This is a genomic window from Pantoea pleuroti, from assembly GCF_014156615.1.
In the GTDB taxonomy this organism is placed as follows: Bacteria; Pseudomonadota; Gammaproteobacteria; order Enterobacterales; family Enterobacteriaceae; genus Pantoea; species Pantoea agglomerans.
Genome location: NZ_SBFD01000002.1, coordinates 33,666 through 54,683, shown reverse-complemented (window position 1 = coordinate 54,683; position 21,018 = coordinate 33,666). Strand labels below are relative to the sequence as shown.

Annotated in this window: 18 protein-coding genes and 1 pseudogene; 10 read left to right on the top strand and 9 right to left on the bottom strand. The window is 55.7% G+C overall.

The window, feature by feature from the left end:
* The first annotated feature begins 1 nt into the window (after position 1).
* Both EPG66_RS04215 and EPG66_RS04210 read left to right on the top strand, forming a co-directional pair.
* Entirely contained in the window at positions 2 to 1,489 is a 1,488-nt protein-coding gene (locus EPG66_RS04215; RefSeq protein ID WP_115759021.1) for an FGGY family carbohydrate kinase, read from the top strand.
* Between the two features lie 20 nt (positions 1,490 to 1,509).
* The gene (locus EPG66_RS04210) at positions 1,510 to 2,928 is read left to right on the top strand and encodes an L-fucose/L-arabinose isomerase family protein (protein WP_115759022.1); all 1,419 of its coding nucleotides are present in this window, start codon (positions 1,510 to 1,512) and stop codon (positions 2,926 to 2,928) included.
* A gap of 111 nt (positions 2,929 to 3,039) precedes the next feature.
* Here the strand turns inward: EPG66_RS04210 and EPG66_RS04205 are convergent, their stop codons facing one another.
* The gene (locus EPG66_RS04205; RefSeq protein ID WP_031592912.1) at positions 3,040 to 4,170 is read right to left on the bottom strand and encodes a mechanosensitive ion channel family protein; all 1,131 of its coding nucleotides are present in this window, start codon (positions 4,168 to 4,170) and stop codon (positions 3,040 to 3,042) included.
* A 96-nt stretch (positions 4,171 to 4,266) separates the two neighbouring features.
* Entirely contained in the window at positions 4,267 to 5,001 is a 735-nt protein-coding gene (locus tag EPG66_RS04200; protein ID WP_031592913.1) for a flagellar brake protein, read from the bottom strand.
* 211 nt (positions 5,002 to 5,212) lie between these two features.
* Between EPG66_RS04200 and EPG66_RS04195 the strand changes: the two genes are divergently transcribed.
* Positions 5,213 to 5,461: a GlsB/YeaQ/YmgE family stress response membrane protein gene (locus EPG66_RS04195; RefSeq protein WP_010246168.1), complete on the top strand. Its 249-nt coding sequence runs from the start codon at positions 5,213 to 5,215 to the stop codon at positions 5,459 to 5,461.
* A 67-nt stretch (positions 5,462 to 5,528) separates the two neighbouring features.
* Here the strand turns inward: EPG66_RS04195 and EPG66_RS04190 are convergent, their stop codons facing one another.
* Both EPG66_RS04190 and treA read right to left on the bottom strand, forming a co-directional pair.
* Entirely contained in the window at positions 5,529 to 7,628 is a 2,100-nt protein-coding gene (locus EPG66_RS04190; protein WP_182686069.1) for a TonB-dependent siderophore receptor, read from the bottom strand.
* Positions 7,629 to 7,819: 191 nt separating this feature from the next.
* Positions 7,820 to 9,505: an alpha,alpha-trehalase TreA gene (gene treA, locus EPG66_RS04185; RefSeq protein ID WP_031592916.1), complete on the bottom strand. Its 1,686-nt coding sequence runs from the start codon at positions 9,503 to 9,505 to the stop codon at positions 7,820 to 7,822.
* Positions 9,506 to 9,714: 209 nt separating this feature from the next.
* Between treA and ghrA the strand changes: the two genes are divergently transcribed.
* The 5 genes and pseudogenes from ghrA (at position 9,715) to EPG66_RS04160 (ending at position 13,988) form a co-directional block, all read left to right on the top strand.
* Positions 9,715 to 10,656 (top strand): glyoxylate/hydroxypyruvate reductase GhrA, encoded by a 942-nt coding sequence (gene ghrA, locus EPG66_RS04180; protein ID WP_039391668.1) that lies wholly within the window; start codon positions 9,715 to 9,717, stop codon positions 10,654 to 10,656.
* 39 nt (positions 10,657 to 10,695) lie between these two features.
* Complete coding sequence (locus EPG66_RS04175) at positions 10,696 to 11,433, top strand: phosphatase (RefSeq protein WP_039391669.1); 738 nt, start codon at positions 10,696 to 10,698, stop codon at positions 11,431 to 11,433.
* Between the two features lie 604 nt (positions 11,434 to 12,037).
* Positions 12,038 to 12,451, top strand: coding sequence for a hypothetical protein (locus tag EPG66_RS22965; RefSeq protein ID WP_223265942.1), 414 nt, complete (start codon positions 12,038 to 12,040; stop codon positions 12,449 to 12,451).
* Positions 12,452 to 13,202: 751 nt separating this feature from the next.
* A pseudogene (locus EPG66_RS04165) lies at positions 13,203 to 13,394 on the top strand (phosphatase); the annotation flags it as partial.
* A 27-nt stretch (positions 13,395 to 13,421) separates the two neighbouring features.
* Positions 13,422 to 13,988 (top strand): TorD/DmsD family molecular chaperone, encoded by a 567-nt coding sequence (locus EPG66_RS04160; RefSeq protein ID WP_010246159.1) that lies wholly within the window; start codon positions 13,422 to 13,424, stop codon positions 13,986 to 13,988.
* 122 nt (positions 13,989 to 14,110) lie between these two features.
* Here the strand turns inward: EPG66_RS04160 and EPG66_RS04155 are convergent, their stop codons facing one another.
* The 4 genes from EPG66_RS04155 to EPG66_RS04140 form a co-directional block, all read right to left on the bottom strand.
* A complete protein-coding gene (locus EPG66_RS04155) occupies positions 14,111 to 14,476 on the bottom strand; it encodes a helix-turn-helix domain-containing protein (RefSeq protein ID WP_010246157.1) in 366 nt (121 codons plus the stop codon).
* Between the two features lie 72 nt (positions 14,477 to 14,548).
* The gene (locus EPG66_RS04150; RefSeq protein ID WP_182686067.1) at positions 14,549 to 14,809 is read right to left on the bottom strand and encodes a type II toxin-antitoxin system RelE family toxin; all 261 of its coding nucleotides are present in this window, start codon (positions 14,807 to 14,809) and stop codon (positions 14,549 to 14,551) included.
* Positions 14,810 to 14,892: 83 nt separating this feature from the next.
* A complete protein-coding gene (locus EPG66_RS04145) occupies positions 14,893 to 16,293 on the bottom strand; it encodes a CoA transferase (protein ID WP_182686065.1) in 1,401 nt (466 codons plus the stop codon).
* Between the two features lie 46 nt (positions 16,294 to 16,339).
* Positions 16,340 to 17,224 carry an EamA family transporter gene (locus tag EPG66_RS04140; protein ID WP_182686063.1) on the bottom strand — a complete coding sequence of 295 codons (885 nt, stop codon included), beginning with the start codon at positions 17,222 to 17,224 and terminating at the stop codon, positions 16,340 to 16,342.
* A gap of 173 nt (positions 17,225 to 17,397) precedes the next feature.
* Here EPG66_RS04140 and EPG66_RS04135 point away from each other — a divergent pair, with 173 nt between their 5' ends.
* A complete protein-coding gene (locus EPG66_RS04135) occupies positions 17,398 to 18,123 on the top strand; it encodes a glutamine amidotransferase (protein ID WP_109653208.1) in 726 nt (241 codons plus the stop codon).
* Here EPG66_RS04135 and EPG66_RS04130 read toward each other — a convergent pair.
* The gene (locus EPG66_RS04130; protein ID WP_143790579.1) at positions 18,111 to 18,674 is read right to left on the bottom strand and encodes a class I SAM-dependent methyltransferase; all 564 of its coding nucleotides are present in this window, start codon (positions 18,672 to 18,674) and stop codon (positions 18,111 to 18,113) included. The genes EPG66_RS04135 and EPG66_RS04130 overlap by 13 nt on opposite strands.
* Positions 18,675 to 18,907: 233 nt before the next feature.
* On the opposite strand from EPG66_RS04130, the gene exaC reads away from it, so the two are divergent.
* Positions 18,908 to 20,428 (top strand): acetaldehyde dehydrogenase ExaC, encoded by a 1,521-nt coding sequence (gene exaC, locus EPG66_RS04125; RefSeq protein ID WP_031592949.1) that lies wholly within the window; start codon positions 18,908 to 18,910, stop codon positions 20,426 to 20,428.
* Positions 20,429 to 21,018 lie beyond the last annotated feature (590 nt).

Here is a 21,018-nt window from a genome sequence, read left to right as displayed (position 1 = left end):
TATGGTGGGACCCCTGATTCTGGCAATCGATGAAGGCACTACCAATGCTAAAGCGATTGCGGTTGATCGCGATGGCCGCGTGGTGGCACGCGGCAGCCAGAGCTTAACCCTGCAACACCCGCAACCAGGACTGGCTGAGCAGGACCCTGTGGCGATCTGGCTGGCGGTAAAAGAGGCCATTACCCATTGCCTGGCAGACTGTGGTGGCGCGTCTGTCGCGGCAGTTGCGATCAGTAATCAGCGCGAGTCGGTGCTGATCTGGCAGCGGCGTGACGGCAAGCCGCTGACGCCGCTGGTGAGCTGGCAGGATCGACGATCCGAGTCACTCTGTCGCGACCTGCGTCAGGCGGGCAAAGCGCCTCGCATCACCGGTTTGACCGGACTGGCCGTTGACCCGATGTTTCCGGCCGCCAAGCTGACCGGGATGCTGGCCGCCATTCCCGACGGCGCGGCGCGGGCGGCGGCGGGTGAGCTCTGTATCGGCACGGTCGACAGCTGGCTCAGCTGGCAGCTCAGCGCAGGCGAGGTATTTATTACCGATCATGCTAACGCCTCACGCACTCAACTCTACAGCCTGCATCTTAATGACTGGGACGACGAGCTGCTGACGCTGTTTCAGCTGCCGCGCGCCGCGCTGCCGCGCATCACCGCCTCAGCCAGTGAACAGGGCGTGGTCGCGGTGAGTGATATTCCCGGCTTAGCGCCAGGCACGCCGATTCTGGCGCGCATCGGCGACTCTCATGCTGCGCTGCAGGCGCAGCGGCGCGGCGAGTCTGAAGTGGTGAAAGCCACCTACGGCACCGGGTCTTCACTGATGATGTCCATGGCGACGCCGCTGCTGACGGAAAATGGCCTCAGCACCACCGTGGCCTGGCACGACGGCACGCTGCGTTATGCCTTTGAAGGCAACATCACCCACACCGGTTCCGGTGCCGCCTGGCTGGGCAGAATGCTCGGCGTGCAGGAGCCGCGCGAGCTCACCGCGATGGCGCAGCGCTGCGGCGATAATCAGGGTATCTATTTTGTCCCGGCGCTCTCTGGCCTGGGCGCACCCTGGTGGGATCTGCAGGCGCGCGGCATGGTGTGCGGACTGACGGATGCCGCCACACCCGCTGTGCTGGCGCGGGTGGCGCTGGAATCCATCGTCTGGCAAATCGCCGACGTCTTTTTTGCCATGGAGCAGGCCAGCGGCCAGCAGCTTCCGGCGCTCTGTGTGGATGGCAGCGCCACTGAAAATAGCTGGCTGATGCAGTTACAGGCGGATGTGTTACAGCGGCCGTTGCAGCGGGTGCCTACCGCCGAGGTCTCCGCGCTGGGCGCGGCACTGCTGGCAGGCAAAGTACTGGGATGGTGGCAGCAGGGCAATGATATGCAGGCGCTGCAGGGCGGCAGCATCATCATGCCGCGTGAAGAGAACGCGCAGCATATGCAGGAAAACTATAAAGGCTGGATTGACGCCGTTGCACGCTGTCGTTATCAGCCACATTAATCCTTATCCGGAGCAGAGCCATGTCAACACTTCCTCAGCAGTTAACCTTCGGCGTCATTATTGGCAACCGGGGTTTTTTTCCCAGCTATCTGGTGGGCGAGGCGCGCCAGCAGGCGGTCGCGCTGTTTGAAAAGATGAACATTAATACGGTGATGCTGGATGAGACCCAGACCAATCTGGGCGGCGTCGAGACGCGTCAGGAGGCCAAAACCTGCGCCGCGCTGTTTCGCCAGCATCGCGAAGCGATTCACGGCATTGTGGTGCTGCTGCCTAACTTTGGTGATGAAAAAGCTATCGCGGAAGCGCTGCGTCTCGCCGGGCTGAACGTGCCGGTGCTGGTGCAGGCCGAAGAGGACAATCTGGATAAAATGGGACTGGCGACGCGCCGCGACAGCTTCTGCGGCAAAATTTCACTCTGCAACAACCTGCGGCAATATGGCATCCCGTTTACGCTGACCCGCCAGCACGTCTGCGCCCTGAGCGGCGAGGTGTTTATGCAGGATCTGCAGCGGTTCAGCCAGCTCTGTCGGGTGGTGAATGCTATGCGGCGGGTACGCGTCGGGGCGATTGGTGCCCGGCCCGCCGGATTCAACACCGTGCGCTACAGCGAAAAGCTGCTGGAGAAGATGGGTATCGCGGTGGAGACCCTGGATTTATCGGAGATCTTTACCCGCACCAACCGGCTGCGTGATGACGATATCCGTGTGGCAGAGAAGCGTGAAATCCTGGAGGCCAACGCCGATGCGCGGGGGATTCCGGGTGACAAACTGGTGACCATGGCCAAACTGTTTGTGGTGATCAGCGAGTGGATCAGCGACAACGATATCGATACCACCGCCATTCAGTGCTGGACGTCGTTGCAGGAGAACCTGGGCATTAACGTCTGCTCAATCATGAGCGTGATGTCGGGCCAGCTGATGCCCAGCGCCTGCGAAGTGGATGTGATGGGGGCGCTGTCGATGTACGCGCTCGCCAGCTGTTCGCTCAACCCCGCCTCGCTGGCAGACTGGAACAACAACTTTGGCGACGAGCGGGACAAATGTGTGCTTTTTCACTGCGGTAATTTCGCCAGCGCCAGCCTGGAGTCACCGACCATGGGCACGGCGGATATCATCGGCACCACCGTGGGCAAAGAGAACACCTGTGGCGCAGTGCATGGCCGGATGAAGCAGGGGGATCTGACCTATTTCCGCCTCTCTACCGACGACTTCAGCGGCGAAATCAAAGCCTATGTGGGAGAGGGAATGTCGGTCACCGATCCGCTGGACACGGTAGGTTGCCGTGCGGTGATCCAGGTGCCGCAGCTGGAGACACTGCTGGCGTGGATCTGCCGTAACGGCTTTGAGCATCATGTAGCAATGAACCACTCTGCCACAGCTGGTGTGCTGCAGGAAGCGTTCAGTGAGTATCTCGGCGTGAGCTGCTACCGGCATCATTAAGCGGTAAGGTGGAACTGCTGAATGCAAGGGGTGAAGCAGCCGGTGCGGTCACGATTCCGCCCGCACCGGCCTGTATGCCCGCCACGCCTGAAAAGGAAGGCGGGCTCTGACTTAGCGCGCCATTCTGCGCACCTCGTCATCGTCATTCTGCACCGCAACCAGATCCACCGGCGGCAGATTGCCGCCGCTGAACTCCACCTGACGAATCGGGAAGGCGAAGCGGATATTCCGCTCTTCCAGTGCCGCCATCAGCTGCAGGTTAATCTCCTGCTGAATATCCATGTACTTGTTGTAATCCGCATCCAGCACAAAATAGACCACTTCAAAGGTCAGTTTTGAGTCCTCAAAGGCCAGGAAGTGGGCGCGGTCAAAACGGGTGGTCTCAACGCCCTGGATAATCTCTTTCACCAGCGGGCTGATCTCCCGGACCTGCTCTGACGGCGTGGCATAGCTGATACCAAACTTAAAGACGATGCGGCGCTGCTGCATGCGCTTATAGTTGTGGATCGTCTGCTGCAACAGAATGGTATTGGAGCAGACAATCTGCTCGCCACTCAGGCTGCGCAGTCGGGTGGTTTTCAGACCGATATGCTCGATGGAACCGGCAATGTCACCAAAGACAATAAAATCGCCATGCTCAAACGGTTTATCAAAGCCTATCGCCAGCGACGCAAACACATCACTCAGTACCGTCTGAATCGCCAGCGCAATCGCGATGCCCCCGACCCCGAGACTGGCGACCAGTGCGGTAATGTTGATACCCATGTTCGACAGAATGGCCAGGAACATCATAATCCAGACCACTACCCGCAGCAGAATACCGAGGATCACCGTAGTGACCGGGTTGCGCACGTGCAGCGGGTCACGCAGCAGGCTTTTCAGCCATAGCCGGATGCCACAGTCGAGCCACAGAGCGAGCTGCACAATCAGCGCCAGGAACCAGCCGTGCGCGATGGTTACACTCCACGACGCGGGCAGATCGACAAACTTCAGGGCAATCAGCAGCGAAAAGATCAGCAGCAGGGTCTGGCTGGTACTGCGCAATATCTCCACCAGAATCGCGGTGGCGCGAACATGCCGATGTTCGCTGTAAAGGGCAATCCGGTTGGAGATAAAGCGAATCAGGGTACGTAATATCCAGTAAATCACCAGCGTGGATACCACCACGATGGCGCTGTTTAGCCAGAGTTCCTGATTAAAAAAGAGGGAGTGAAAACGACGTGAAGAGAGCCAGTTTTCCATTGGGGAGGGTCTCCTTGCTGGGTTCCGGTTTAAAAGAAAACAAGCAAGAAGCATAGCCTGGATGCGGCCCACCTGTGCGGCGCATCCGTAAAGTGGTTACTGGAATCGGGTCGATTTATCGCGAGCCAGGCGCTCGAGGGCAAAAATAATCTGCTGAAGCTGCCGCTCCTGCGCCGGGTTCAGCGTGGCAAAACGAAAGCTCAGTCGCGGTGTGATGCGGGTTTCATTTTTGCCGGTTACCACGCTACGCTCGCCAATGCTCAGCAGCTTTACCGGCACGTCAAAATGGCCATACTCGCCCAGCTCGACCCGGAACGGGTTGAAGCTGTCACCATCCTGCAACCCGTCCGGCAGCGCTTCATCGACCAGCACGCCGATACCGCCCAGCGACAGATCCTGCAGACGCAGGCGCGTTTTCCTGCCATCGGGCCACACGGTATGACACCAGAACTGCGGCTCCAGCGGGGCGCAGACCCGGAAAAACTCACGTCGCTGGATCTGCCACAGCAGGTCTGGCAGCGGCGCGCTGAAAGCGGGTAACCCTTCAAACTCCACGATTTCCAGCGCGGCGAGGCTGAACTCCACCTTAGCGCCGTAGGTTTCCGCGGTGATACTGAGATCGTCGCTGGTCAGGGCATAATCGTTATCCAGATTATTACTGCCGAGGTCAAACAGCAGGCGATCTTCATCGGCAGCCAGCATCCGGCTGATAAACTGCCCACGCGGAAAGCGCACCAGTAATGGCGTCTGCAATCGCAGCAGATCTTTCATAACGCCAAGAACCGCCAGCGTGCCACGTTTTAGATATTGTTCCTGGTCGGCTTCTTTCACGTCCTGCTCCACAAGGGGGGTTACTTTATTGATGCTGTTTTTTTTGCCTCGTCTCGGTTATCGGCGCGGCAAAAAAAAGCTTTAGCATGCTATTCATCAATAATAACTGTGAGCAGGCAGGCATTTTTTGAAAAGCTGGTTATACTTATCGCGGTAAACCGCTTGATTAATCAGGCGTTCACGATTTAATCAAAAAAGGAAGGAGCAACAGATGGGTATTATTTCCTGGGTCGTCTTTGGCTTAATCGCGGGTATTCTGGCGAAGTGGATTATGCCGGGTAAAGATGGTGGCGGTTTCATTCTGACTATCGTTCTGGGTATTATCGGTGCAGTAGTGGGTGGCTGGATCAGTACGCTGTTTGGCTTCGGCCGCGTCGATGGGTTTAACTTCGGAAGTTTTGTGGTCGCTGTTATCGGTGCCATCGTGGTGCTGTTTATCTACCGCAAAGTACGCAGTTGACCGTAAAGGTTTAAACGAAAAAGGGGACGAAGCGATTCGTCCCCTTTTTTTATCTCTTATTTTGCTATCAGAAGTCGTAACCGACTGTCGCCATTACGCTGCGCTCTGCGCCCCAGTAGCAGTAGCCGGTGCCATAACAGCCCGCCACATAGGTACGGTCGGTCAGGTTATTGGCGTTGACCTGCACCCATGCACCTTTCAGGCTGCTGTTCCAGACGCCGAGATCGGCCCGCACTGACGCATCAAACAGCGTCACAGACGGCACACGCGTAGTGTTTTCATTGTCCGCCCACTGTTTGCCGATGTAACGCACGCCCGCACCCGCGCTCAGACCGTAATCAAACTGATAGTGACCCCAGAGTGCAGCCATGCTGTTAGGTGTGACATATGGCGTATGTCCGTCGTTGCCATCCACCGACTCTTTAAAGCGCAGATGATTCAGCGTATAGCTCGCCACGGTGCTCAGACGCGGGGTTAACTGATTATGCGCTTCCAGCTCAATGCCCTGTGAATGCACTTTGCCCGATGGCGTATAGGTTCCATCCTTAACATTGCGGTTTGCCACATCTTTCTGCGTCAGGTCATAGACCGCCACGCTATAGAGATCGCGGGTGCCGACCGGCTGATATTTCACCCCGGCTTCATACTGCTCGGCGGTAGTCGGCTTCAGCAGGTTGTCGTTGGGATCGGTGAGCGCGGTCGGGGTAATCGCCTGGCTCCAGCTGACGTAAGGCGAGATACCGTTGTCGAAGGCATAGAGCAGTGCTGCGCGGCCGCTGATGTGATCATCCTGACGGCGGTCGCTGCCGCTGTTACTGGCGACAATGCGGTCATAACGACCGGAGAGATCCAGATGCCAGCGATCCAGCTTCATCTCATCCTGCAGATAGAGGCCGGTCTGATAGTAGCGACGGGTTTTATCGGCCCAGGTGTAATCAGGCATGTCGCCAACCTGTTCACCAGTCCGTGCATTAAGCTGGTTGGCCGAACCGGAAGCCTCACTGATCTCATTTTTATAACGATGATACTCAGCACCCAAGGTGACGCGGTGCTCCAGTTCTCCGGTGCCGAACTCTGCCTGTAAGCGGTTATCGGTGGACCAGGCCGAGAGCGAAGAGCGCTCGCCAGAGTAATATCGGTTCAGCAGATCGGGAGTCACGCTGTCCCAGCCAATCTGATAGACCTGATCGAGATCGACATTCGAGTGGCTGTAGCTGCCGGTCGAGGAGAATGACCAGACGTCGTTAAAGCGATGGGCGAAATCGAAGCTGTAGATCTGCTCGCGACGCTTGAACTGATCGAGATCGCTGTTGCCCTCATAAAAGCCGTTGCTCAGCTTGTAGCCATTGTGTTCGGTGAGGCTGCCGTCACCCGGTACCGAACCGTGATAGCCGCCCGACGGATCCTTCTGCAGATAGGCTTTCAGGATCAGATGCGTATCTTCATCCGGCTGCCACATCAGCTGCGGCATCAGCGCATATTTCTCTTCGCGGGTGTGATCGTACTGGGTATCGCTGTTGCGGGTCACGCCGGTCAGGCGAAACGCCCACTGATCGTTGATGGCATTGGTGTAGTCAAACATCGTGCCGGTGGTGGCGTTGCTGCCCGCCTGCAACTGGATGTGACCCTCTTCGCTGAACTGAGGACGCTTGGTGACCATGTTCACCAGCCCGCCCGGCACCGTCTGACCATAGAGCGCAGAAGAGGGGCCTTTGATCACGTCGATGCGCTCAAGGAAGGCGTTATCCACCTGCAGGCCGTTGAAACTGCCGCCGTCGCTCATCAGCCGCATGCCGTCGAGGAAGGTGTTATCGACATCGCCGCCATGGAAGCCACGCAGCGCAATGGTGTCGTAACGGGTAGCGGCGCCGCCGAAATTGGTGAAGACGCCGGAACTATAGCCCAGCGCCTGATTCAGGGTCAGCGCGCCCTGATCCTGCATCTGCTGGCGGGTAACCACGGAAATCGATTGCGGCGTGGTGATCAGAGGACGATCGCTTTTGGTTGCGCCCTGGCTGGTCGTCGCCAGATAACCCTGGGTCGGCGAGGTCGAATCTTCCTGCGGTTGCGCAGTCACCACCATATCGGCAGCAAAACTCAGAGCAGGCGCGGTCAGCGCCAGGGTGCAGAGGCGAACATAACCTTTCAGCGACAATGACAGTTTCATCAAAATTCCTTTCTTGGCAAAGGTTCAGGCAGGTGAATAAAAGATTTGATAGGCAATCTCATTATCATAATGAGAATTATTACCTTTTGTAAATTGGCTGCAATTTTGCCTGTTGATGAAAGAAGGTCAAGTAAAATTCGCGGAAATGAAGTGGGGATACCCCCGGCAAGGCCAGAGGTATCCAGAAAGGATTAAGGTTGTGAGGCAGACGCCTGCGGAATATCGTGGGCGCTGTTACAGGTTTTATCTTTCGGGCAGTACTTATCCAGCAGTTTCAGCGTGACGCCGTTAGTCCAGCCGAAGCCATCCTGCAGCGGATATTCACCGCCACCACCGCCGCCGAGATTTTTGCCATCAACGACATATTTCTCCACCAGCTTATGCTCACGGTCATAGGTGTTCTGAACGTTTTGCAGGAAGCGTAATCCCACTTCTTTCGCCAGTTTTGGCTGGTTGTAGTGCTCCAGACCTTCCACAGCGACCCACTGCAGCGGTGCCCAGCCATTGGGTGCATCCCACTGCTGACCGTTGTTTACGGTGGTGGTCACCAGACCGCCAGGTTTCAGCAGCTGTTTTTCAACCGCGCTGGCGGTGCTTTCAGCCTGCTTATCGCTGGCGACCTGCAGATAGAGCGGGAACAGCGCGGCAGCAGTCAACTGAGGATGGACCTGCTTTTTCTGCCAGTCATAATCGGCGTACCAGCTCTGCTTGCTGTCCCACAGATAGCGGTTGATCGCCGCCTGGCGTTTCTCCGCGCGATCGGCAAACTGCTTCGCCAGATCGCTCTGCTTGTTCATCTGATAGCCTTTCGACAGGGTCTGCTCCAGATGGAACAGCAGGCTGTTGAGGTCAACCGGGGCCAGCTGCGTGGTACGAATTGTCGACAGGTTATGCGCATCGGTAAACCAGCGCGAACTGAAATCCCAGCCCGAAGCCGCACCGGAACGCAGCTCACGGTAGAGTTCAGCTTTATTGCGCTGCGGCGCTTTCTGCGCGGTGGTAATGTCATCCATCCAGGATTCAGTGCGAGGCACGTCGCGCGCATCCCAGTAGCGGTTGAGCAGGCTACCGTCCGCCAGCTTAATCACGCGCTTGCTGGCTGCGCCCGCCGCGACTTTATCGCTGTCTGCCATCCAGTAGTCATACTCTTTCTGCAGCTGCGGGAGATAACGAGTATAGGCTTTGCCGTTATCGTGCGTGGCCAGCAGATCGACCATCAGGCTGAAGAACGGTGGCTGTGACCGGCTCAGGTAGTAGCTGCGGTTGCCGTTGGGAATATGGCCATAACGGTCGAGCAGGGAGGCGAAGTTATCCACCATATCCTGCACTTTATCCCAGTGCCCGCTCTCGGCCAGCCCCAGCATGGTGAAGTAGCTGTCCCAGTAATAGACTTCGCGGAAGCGCCCGCCGGGCACCACATAGGGTTTGGGCAACGGCAGCAGCGAGTCATACTGACCGGCGCTGCTGGTGGTGCGCGTCAGAACCGGCCACAGGCCATCAATGTGGTCACGCAGGTTTTGTCCGGCTGGCGGCACATATTTGTCACCGGCCGCGGGCAGGGTAAAGTTGGCATCCACAAAACGCTTAAGATCGAAATTGCGCTGTTTCTTCTGCATCTGCCAGTCGGCAAGAATTGAGGCGGGATCGAATTTCGGCACCGCATCAGCAAAGGTCTTTTGATCGGGATAGAACTTCGCCTGTTGCACGGCATTAAACAGCGGTCCTAAACGAACGTCAGGCGGCTGCGGCTGATTATTCAGCATGCGACTGTTGTCGTCGGCCTGGGCAGTGAAGGCAGGTACGCTCAGCAGCAACGTGAGCAGAAAGGGCGCATAACGCTGACGCCGTGGAGCGGCGTTTACCTCAATTTTTGTCATCGGTTTTTCTCCTTGTCCGAAATGCGGCCGCGCGTAACGCATTGACCACAGGACCAACTTTAGACCTTATCTGAACACTTCACCCTGAAGCGAGCCGGAAATGTGAAGCCACGGGAATTATTTTTATGGAAAAAACCGCTTTATTACGCTGGTTTTTTCTTGCTCTCACCTCGCTTTTCCCTGACGCTGAAAGAAAAAAGGAGAGCAGGATGGAGATCATCTGGTATCACCCGTCGCAGTCTGCAGCGGCCTGGATTAACGGTTTACAACAGCGTCTGCCCCAGGCGCGGGTGCGTGCATGGCAGCCAGGCGATAACGGTCCGGCTGATTACGCGCTGGTCCGTTCGCCGCCTGCAGAGATGCTGCAGGGACGCGCCACCCTGCGCGGCGTCTTTGCGCTGGGGGCAGGCGTGGACGAGATTCTGAAACAGCTGCAGCACAACCCTGAGATGCTGCCCGACAGCGTGCCACTGTACCGGCTGGAAGATACCGGCATGGCGCGGCAGATGCAGGAGTATGCGGTTCATAGCGTACTGAGCTGGTTCCGTCGTTTTGACGATTACCGTCTCCAGCAGCAGCAACAGTGCTGGCAGCCGCTCCCCGCTTACACGCGCGAAAACTTTACTATCGGCATCCTGGGGGCGGGCGTGCTGGGGCAGAGCGTGGCGGAAAGTCTTAAACCCTGGGGATTCCCTCTGCGCGTCTGGAGCCGTTCGCCCAAAGAAATTGATGGCGTGACCAGCTTTGCCGGTCGCGATGCATTGCCTGCCTTTCTGCAGGAGACGCGGGTAGTGATCAACCTGCTGCCGAGCACGCAAGAAACCATTAATCTTATCGACCACCACTTTTTACAGCAGCTGCCGCACGGCGCTTTCTTCCTCAACATCGCGCGCGGCGCGCAGGTGGTGGAAGAAGATCTGCTGGCCGCGCTCAATAGCGGACAGCTGAAAGCGGCGGCGCTGGATGTCTTTCAGGTTGAACCGCTGCCCGAAGCGCATCCGCTCTGGTCACATCCGCGCGTCACAATCACGCCCCATAATGCGGCGGTAACCTTGATCGACGAAGCTATCGACTACATCGCCCGCGCCATCACCCAGGACCAGGCAGGCGAGCCGCCGCAGGGCAGGGTGGATCGTCAGCGCGGCTATTAATGAACCGGCCCCGTCAGGGGCAATCAGCAGGAGAAGAGGATGTATCCGGTAGATCTGCATATGCACACCATCGCCAGCACCCATGCTTACAGCACGCTGCACGACTACGTGACTCAGGCGAAGCAAACCGGCATGAAACTGTTTGCCATTACCGATCACGGCCCCGACATGGCCGACGCGCCGCATTACTGGCACTTCATTAATATGCGCGTCTGGCCGCGCGTGATCGATGGCGTGGGTATTCTGCGCGGTATCGAAGCCAATATTAAAAATCAGCAGGGCGAAATCGACTGTTCCGGCCCGATGCTCGATGCGCTGGATTTGATCGTCGCCGGTTTTCACGAGCCGGTTTATGCGCCGCGCGACCGGAAGCATCACACGGATGCGATGATCGCCGCGATGGCGGGCGGGCTGGTCCATATCATCAGTCATCCGGGCAACCCGAAATTCCCGGTCGATATCACGGCTATCGCCGAAGCTGCCGCGCACTATGATGTGGCGCTGGAGCTGAACAACTCCTCCTTTACCCATTCGCGTCCGGGCAGTGAACCGAACTGCCGGGCTATCGCCGCCGCCGTGCGCGATGCTGGTGGACGGCTGGCATTTGGCTCCGATTCTCACACGGCGTTTACGCTCGGAAATTTTGAACATTGCCTGCGCATCGCCCGCGAGGTGGATTTTCCTGAGGATCGGGTGTTAAATGTCACGCCGCGTCGCCTGCTCGACTTTCTGGAGCGGCGCAGCGGCAAACATATTGCTGAACTGGCTGACTTTTAGCGCCAGGCCAGGTAAGCAACACGCTCACCATGATGAAAATCCCCGCTTTTATCTGCGGGGATATAATGACAGAGGCGAGTATTTTACCGTAACCTGTTCTCTTATCAGCCGGGAAAGGGCGTGTGGCAAGACCTGAAGCTTAAAGCCGAGAGAGCAGTTAATAACTGAAAAATGGTCTCAATCGTTCGGGTTAGCAATGTCAACGGGGCGGTTCGTCCGGGCGGGTAATGGCGTAAACTTTAAGTTCTACTCTGCTCTTTATTGATCGCGTTAGATCAAAGCGTAGAATTACCACGCCTGGTAACGCGCTTTATTAATTTAATAGTTAACCATGCTAATAGCAAAGCGGAAATTATTATTGCTATGAATAATGCATTCGCTGTTGAAGGGAAAATTTGAAATGGATTTACGATTTCACCGAGCTTCATGTAAGCATCTTCCGAAAGGGTTCTGAAGATGATTTCCGGGATCACTATAAGATAAAATAGAGTAAATACGGTGTATAAAGCCAGCCACTTGATCCTTTTCATAAGCCATTCTCTTTGCATACCTTTCACTTCAGTATACAATCGTTGCATAAGGAATTCTACACAAAGGGATGAGTATGAGCATGTCTTATCTTAAGATTAAACTTCAGGCAGAGCGAACCATTGCGCTTAACTTTGAGAAGGCACTTGCTGAGTTACATCAAACAATGCTTGATACAGGAAGGGGGATTGTGTCTGGCGCTCAACGTGCAAGCGGCTATGGTTCATGCTTTTTTGATGACTACAAGGATGTTTGTAATCAACTTAAGCAGGAAGATTTGCGATACCTGAAGCAACTCAGAATGCTGTTTACCCGGCAGGACGTGGTTTTAGAGATGGTAGAAATATACTTCAGAAAAAAACTGAGCCGTATTGGTGATACAGGCATCCAGAACATACAGAGACTGTTAGCTGAAAAAGCGTCTGATTATGCTTCTGGTAAATTCTCTAAACTTGCTATAGCACAGTTAATCGCTCTCGTTATTACATAATCCCGGGATTTCAAACAGTCACACATTAATGTAATTAATGCTACAAGTTCGTATGCCGTAACCGCTTTTAAATTTTATGGTAAGTTTGAGGTTGCCACAAAAGCAGCAAGAAAATTACGCTTAGATGATGCGGAGTATTACTTCGACTTATATAATGCTAATTTAGAAATGTTCAATTATTTGATTGAGCCGGAAATGTCTAGAATAATCTATTTGAAAAATTCAGGTTCCACCAGCGAAGAGCAGATTTTAAATCTACTAAACAAGATTTTAATAAAATGAAGGCGATCCTTCGCTGGCTATATGCCTGGGTAAGTCAATCCTTTTTTGGACTTATACCACCAGCGGCCGGTCTGGTCGGGGCCATTTTTTTTGTAAGCGTCTTTCCTACATATGGTCTGCTGTTCGCTTTTCTATGGATCCTTTTAATTATTTATTTTTGTGGAAAGTATTTTCGCTATTACTAGTGGAGGTAAGCCCCCGTATGAAAAGTGCTTTTTATTTTATTCTATTTTTTTTATGAAAATTTACGAGTTTGATTAGCCTGTTATTGCATATCTTCATTCCGCCTGGCTAATAGTTCATCAGAATCAGAAGTTGCTGGATGATGTATTCTGAAGTTTTCTATGCAAAATTAACCAGTTGCTTTAAGATTTTTTCTGAAGTATGAACTCACTTTCTGGCTGAGATAGCCAGGTGTAAGGGTCGATTACTCAGAGTCCCGGTCATCGCCGTTGTTAAGACCGCCGATGCCGGTGGACGGCTGGCATTTGGCTCCGATTCTCACACGGCGTTTACGCTGGGTCACTTCGATCACTGCTTGCGCATCGTCCGCGAGGTGGATTTTCCTGAGGATCGGGTGTTAAATGTCACGCCGCGTCGCCTGCTCGACTTTCTGGAGCTGCGCAGCGGCAAACATATTGCTGAACTGGCTGACTTTTAATTTACTTGCCTCAAGGAAATCTGACTCATGAATGAGTTTTCCATTCTGTGCCGCGTGATCGGCTCACTGTTTAATCGTCAGCCGCAGGATCCGCTGCTGGTGCCGCTTTTTACGCTGCTGCGTGAAGGCAAACTGCAGTCGCAGTGGCCGCTGGAGCAGGATGAGCTGCTGACCCGTCTGCAACAGAACAGCGATCCCCAGGCACTGGCCGCCGATTACAACGCGCTGTTTGTTGGCAGCGATTGCAACGTGCCGCCGTACGCCTCACAGTGGCCGGAAGGCAAAACGGAGCCAGAAGTGCGTGCGTTTCTGACCTCACGCGGAATGCCGCTGAGCGATGCGCCTGCTGATCATTTTGGTGTGCTGATGCTGGCGGCGTCATGGCTGGAAGATCAGTCAGCGGAAGATGAGAGCGCAGCGCAGATGGCGCTGTTTGAAGAGTATCTGCTGCCGTGGTGCGGTGCTTTCCTGGGGAAAGTGGAAGCGCACGCGACCACGGCCTTTTATCGTACTCTTGCCATGCTGAGCCGCGAAGCGATCCAGGCGATGTACAACGAACTGCTGGATAGCAGCGAAGAGACGCCTGACGCCTGATTCACCACGTCGCCGGGTGTGTACCCGGCGCACAGTGCTGAATCATCTTTCTCAATGGGTTCTGAGGGGATTCTCTGGATCCGGCGTGCTTTTTTTCGGGCACCTGAACCCTCTTAACCTGCTTACAGGATTAACTGCCCGGGCCGGCAGCCATACAGTTTTGCGAGACGTTCACGCGTCTTTTTCTGCGGCTTACTTTCAATACGCTCCAGTTGAGAGATCGCACTTTGCGTGGTTCCCAACTGCTGAGCCACATCATGCTGGCTCAGCCCCCGCCAGATGCGCCATGCCGCCTGAAGACTCACTTCCTGCTCAATCATGATCCCTGCAACGTCGTGCGGGATCGTCTCATCGTCGTGCTCGTCAGCCTCCACAGGAATCGTCTCCCATTCGCCATCGCTGGCCGAGAGCAGCCTTTCATATTCCGCCACCGGCAAGACCACAAACTGGGGTTTGCCTGCTTCATCATAGATGTACTGTTTTGACATAGTTTATCCGGGTAATTGTGTGTCGCAGCAGAGGTCGTGAGTGCGTAAGGCTATGCAGGTATCCCAAAAGCTTTAGTAAGTGACGGATGTTCTTCTTGCTACCTCTGTAATTTCCAGTATCACCGGTTCGCCCCGGGTTAACGTAAAAAGGACCCGGTAGTTGCCAACCCGCGGCCGGTAGTGGTTATCGCTGCCCTGCATTTTTTTAATGTCCAGTGTGACGACCGGGAAACTGACTAACTCACCCACCTTCTGGTAAATGATTTTCTGGTAACGTTTGTCGATCTTCATAAGGTGCTTCAATGCCCGCCTGGACCAGTCTACCCTGACCATTCTGCACCCCGTTTCAATGAACTTCGTCCCTGAGTCAGGTGTAAATAATAAGATGGAAATCTAATGTCATCAACATTATTTTTCTAATTATCTAATGTTTCGCTTAACCACGTCGCCGGGTGGGTACCCGGCGCGCACCCTGGCGTCGCACAGAGCTGTGGGGTGCCGGGCAGCCAGGCGGCCGCTCGCAGCCTCACTCCAAATCCCCACGGCGTTAATTCGTAACAAGGCAGGTTATCCTTAACCTGCGGCGCAATGCCGGAGCCTGTGTGCTGATCGGTGGGATGCTGCTGCAATAGCCACGCGGTGCGCGCCAGCGACAGCCGGACCTGGCTGCCGTGACCCTCAGAGATGCGTCGCCGTAATCCCTCCAGCACCGCCGCCGCCAGCAGATAGCCGCTGGCATGATCCAGCGCCTGCACCGGCAGCGGGACCGGTTTGTCGCTGTGCTGCCACTGCATGCCTCTTTCAGCAATGCCGCACCCCATCTGCACCAGACTGTCAAAACCCCGGCGATTGCGCCACGGACCCTGCCAGCCCCAGGCATTCAGGCCGGCATCGACCAGACCGGGTGAGAGTGACTGAAGGGTCTCCGCGTCAAACCCGAGCCGTTCCAGCGCATCCGCCCGATAGCCATGCACCAGCACATCCGCTTCACGCAGCAGGTGGATAAACTGCTCGCGATCGGCGGGCTGAGTCAGATCCAGCACCGCTCGTCGCTTGCCGCAGCTCATCTCCTCATCCAGCGTCGGCTCCTGCCAGCCGGGCGGATCGATGCGCAGCACGCTGGCTCCCAGGCTGGCAAGAAAACGGGTAGCAACCGGCCCGGCAATAATCCGCGTCAGATCCAGGACTTTGATGCCCAGTAAAGGACGGGCTTCGGCCAGCGGCCACGCCGGCGCAGCTGCCTGTTGAGTGGACTGCCAGCTAAACAGCGGTTCGCGCTGTACGGCCTGGCCCTGCGGATGCTGCTGCCAGGCGGCGGCGCTGCGCATTTCTGCGGCACAGCCACCCGCATCAATAACGGCCTGCTCCAGTTCGCTGGCCTGCCACTGTTGCACCTGCTGCGCCAGTGCTGCGCGATCGGCGTGCGCGCCCAGCACCCGTTCCATCGCCAGCCGGTGATGCACGGCGTTGGTGTGCAGACGGATCCAGCCATCCCGGCTGCGATAGTCACCGGCAAACGCATCCCACATCGCGGGCGCCGCGCGATTCAGCGGATGAAAGCTCTGCTGAAACCAGCGTGACGCCAGCCGGACGTTAACGGTGACGGGCGGAGAGGCGAATTCAGGGCGGGATGTGGCCATAAGCGCAGCAGCAGCCTGCGTTGCCAGACCGATGCTGGTGGCCGCCAGCTCACTGACGGCAAAGGCAGAAGAGAAGGTGGCGAGATCGACGAAGGCGGGGAGAGGCCAGGCGGCGTCGCGACCTCGCAATCCCTGCTGCATCTGCTGCCAGAGAGAGGCGGCAAGCGGTGAGTCCATGTTGTGCTTCCTGAGAGAGGTGATTTCTCAAGCATAGCACGCGGGATTAACGCCGCCGCAGGCGCGGGAAGCGGGCATGCATCCGCAGGCTACGCAGGTTGATTACGGCAATAGCGGTACCAAGGATTACCAGCGACGCACCGATAATCTTGAAGCTGTTAAGGCTGTCGCCCAGCACCACAATGCCCATCAGCACGGATAATACCGGCGTCAGCAGTGAGTAGGGCATGATCAGGTTGACGTTATATTTCTTCAGCAGCATATACCACAGTGTATAGGCGACAATCGACGAGGCGATAGCGCTGTAAATAATGGCAAACCAGCCGTGCCAGCCCGCATTTTGCAGGGCGTAGAGCTGATGTGATTCCATCAACAGACTGGATGCACCGACGACAGGAATGGCCAGAAACGCAATCCAGCCGGTCATGGTCAGCGGTTTAATCGGCGGTGACTTTTTCACAATCAGGTTGCTGACAGCCCAGCCGGTGGCGCTGCACAACAACAGACAAAGCACCCACCACGATGGAATCGTCGGGCTGCCGGAGAGCACGACGACGCCGCTCAGCGAGATCATAATGCCCATCAGCTGCACCAGCTTCAGCTTCTCTTTCAGTACCACCATCGCCAGCAGCATGGCAATGGGTGTACCGAGCTGAACCACAATCGCGCCGGTGCCGGCATCGGTATAGCGCAGGCCGACAAACAGCAGCGAGAAGTGCATAAAACCGAACGTGAAAGCCAGCAGCAACAGCCAGGGTAGCTGCTGACGGTTAATCCGGCAAAACGGTACCAGTACGATGGCGACGACCACAAAGCGCATAAACGTCAGGAAAAGTGGCGGAAGCTCCAGCAGGCCCCATTTCACCGCAACGTTGTTGAAGGCCCAGATTGAAACCACCATCAGAATCAGAAAAAAATGCCGCACAGCCACGATAATATCCTTTCGATGTTTTTTTGCTTAGCCCGCTAATGATGGCACGAACTGCGGCATTGCAGCCAATCGCAGGGAGAAATTTTCTGCGATTGCGGCGCAGCCTGATGAGACTTTCGGGCGCGTTGCTGGCAGACTGATTTGAAACGACTTCTTAAAGGAACTGATTCGGTATGACCTACACGTCCGCCTTACCCCTTGCGTTAATTCAGCTTGAAGTCCCACCTGCTAACGTCGTCTCAGAGATTGGTGAACAGCCGCGCTGGTTCATCGACGCGTTAAACCTGCAACCCGATGAATACCTGATTGTACGGCCCCATCTGGGCGAGACGCTACCCGCTTTCGACCAGATTTCCGGGGCGATCCTCAGCGGTTCCTGGGCGATGGTCACCGATCATGCTGACTGGAGCGAACGCAGCGCCGTATGGATTCGGGCAGCGATGGATAACGGCTTGCCGCTGCTTGGGGTCTGCTACGGTCACCAGCTGATGGCCTATGCGCTGGGCGGCGAGGTGGCGGACAACCCCAATGGCTGGGAACGCGGGCTGTTACCAATCAACTGCATGCCGGAGGCGCAGCGCGATCCGCTACTAAAGAAATTGCCACAGGACTTCAGCGTCTGGCTGTCACATCGCCAGTCGGTGATCAGCGCGCCACAACAGGCGCAGGTGCTGGCCGCCTCTGCGCGCGATGGCTGTCAGATTGTCCGCTATTCGCCGCAGGCGCTGTCGGTGCAGTTTCATCCTGAATTTTCACGGCACATCATGAACGTTTGTATGCCCAGGGGCTGTACAGAAGATGGGGCAAACGAGATGGAGGGGAAAGACTGGGCGCGTGAGTTGCTGGTAGCGTTCTGGCAACAAACGCGCCCTGCAATGGCGCAAGCTCAGGGCGCGTAGTGACGCGTGCAGCGATAGACCCAGGCGGGTGGCACGTTTTTCAGCACCCGCTGGCGCTCCCAGGTGAAGTAGCGCGACAGGTCTGGCTGGGTCAGCGAGGTATACTGGAACTGCACAAAGACGCCGCTGGGCCCGAGGGCGCTATATACCGCGCGCAGAATCGCCTCACGCAATTCAGTAGGTAAGGAGAGCAGCGGCAGGCCGGAGAAGATCACGTCATATTCTCCGCTCAGGTACTCCGCTGAACAGGTGCGCACCGTCATGCGCGGATCGTCCAGCGCATTAAGTTTATCGGCCAGCGTGCTGCTGATCTCAAAGGCATCCAGCGTGGCATCGGGTGACATCTGCGCCAGTATCTGCCGAGTCAGCACACCGTCGCCCGCGCCGAGTTCGGCGATACGTAACTTTTCAGGCCATTCCACCGACGTAATCATGGTGCGGCACAGCGCCTCTGACGAGGGCGTAATGCTGCCCATCTTGCGCGGGTTGCGGATAAACTGATGCACGAAATTGGCTTTAGCGCGCATCAGGGTAAAAGCTGAAGCCAGCATGCTCATCTCCAGAATGAATTCATCCTCACGTTGACCCCTTTGTGCCGCACAAGTTTCTCTCTGACCAGCCTTTTGGGTAAAAGTCGGAATTATCTAAAGACGAAGCGTAAACACCCCATTCCTTCGGGGCGGTCACAGTTTCCGGTTAACAGAACTGACAGGCTCTTGATGATGCTTCATGTTAATAATAAGTTTCATCATTGTTACATCAGTCACCTGTCAGGAGAATGATCATGCGTTATGCCGCCCCCGGAGAACAGGGTTCTCTGATTACCCTACAAAAGAATTATGGCAACTTCATTAATGGTGAATTCGTCGCGCCGGTGAACGGCAACTACTTCACGAATACCTCCCCGGTGAACGGCTCTGCGGCCGGTGAGTTTCCGCGCTCAGACGTTGCCGATGTTGATAACGCTGTGGCTGCTGCTGCGGCGGCGGCGGAAGCCTGGGGCAAGACCTCGCCGCAGCAACGCTCGCTGCTGTTACTGAAAATCGCCGATCGGCTGGAACAGCACCTGGAGACGATGGCGGTCTATGAAACCTGGGATAACGGTAAACCGGTACGCGAAACCCTGGCGGCCGATATGCCGCTGGCCGTCGATCACTTCCGCTATTTTGCCGGTTGTGTCCGGGCGCAGGAGGGCAGTGCCGCCGAGATTGATGAGTTCACCGCCGCCTATCATTTCCATGAGCCGCTGGGCGTGGTTGCGCAGATCATTCCATGGAACTTTCCGCTATTAATGGCGGCGTGGAAACTGGCCCCGGCACTGGGCGCGGGTAACTGTGTGGTGCTGAAACCGGCTGAGCAGACCCCGCTGTCGATCACCGTTTTTGTCGATCTGATTAAAGATCTGCTGCCGCCGGGCGTGCTGAATGTGGTGCATGGGTTCGGCAAAGAGGCGGGTGAAGCCCTCGCCTCCCATTCCGGCATCGCCAAGGTAGCCTTCACCGGCTCTACCGCAACCGGCGGTCATATTCTGGAGCTGGCAGCAAAAAGCCTGATCCCCTCGACCGTTGAACTGGGCGGTAAATCACCTAACATCTTCTTTGAAGACATCATGCAGGCGGAGGAGAGCTTTATAGAGAAAGCGGCCGAAGGCGTGGTGCTGGGCTTCCTGAATCAGGGCGAAGTCTGTACCTGTCCGTCGCGTGCGCTGGTGCAGGAATCGATCTACGAACCCTTTATGGCGGCCGTGATGAAGCGGGTAAAAACCATCAAACGTGGCGATCCGCTGGATACCGAAACCATGGTGGGCGCGCAGGCGTCGCAGCAGCAGTTTGATAAAATTCTCTCTTATCTTGAGGTTGCCCGACAGGAGGGCGCTGAAGTGCTGGTGGGCGGTGGCGTAGAGAAGCTGGATGAGTCACTTAACAGCGGCTACTACATTCAGCCGACACTGCTGAAAGGCAACAACAGCATGCGCGTTTTCCAGGAGGAGATCTTTGGCCCGGTCATTGGCATCACCACCTTTAAAGATGAGGCAGAAGCAATCAGTATCGCCAACGACTCCATCTATGGGTTAGGTGCTGGCGTCTGGACCCGCGATATCAACCGTGCTTACCGTGTGGGCAGGGCGATTAAAGCCGGGCGCGTCTGGACCAACTGTTATCACCTCTATCCGGCGCACGCCGCCTTTGGTGGCTATAAGAAGTCGGGTATCGGGCGTGAGACCCACAAAATGATGCTGGATCACTATCAGCAGACTAAAAACCTGCTGGTCAGCTACAGTATCGAGCCGCTGGGCTTCTTCTAGTTCTGGCCCGCAACCTGCCAGGATAACCCTGCACTCTTATCTCAGAACCACGCTACGGCGTGGTTTTTTTTGCTCCACGTAGCCGGGCATGCTGAGAAGCATCAGAAGCGTGGCGATGGCTGCAATGCCGATAAAGAACAATTAATCAGTCCTTTCTTAAAGCGATGCCGGGCCGTTTTGCGCTTCGCTTACCTCGCTTCAAGACCATCTCCTCCTCAGCCCTTTCTGAAGCGTCTCATAATAGATCAACTTACTGATGTGTAAGCATTATCCCACTGTTTTTTTGCTAAAAACTGCCACGTATTACGGTCACCCCGCCGTTAACCTTTATTCCGGCCTGGTGAATCAGAGCCATTTTTTACATGAGTTTTTTTAATGCTGACTACAGAGGAATCTGGTTTCTGTGTAAGAATACTTCATTGTTACTCATATTGTTAAGAATAATCCTAAGAGAGTGATTAAAAGTAACACATATTTGCACTAAGTAAATTACTTAAACTTTACTTAAGTAAAATCTTCTGAAAGTGGCCCGTTGAAATTTTGTCAATCTTCTGTAAACTCGCAGCTTATGTTTACAAAGGAATTGTGAT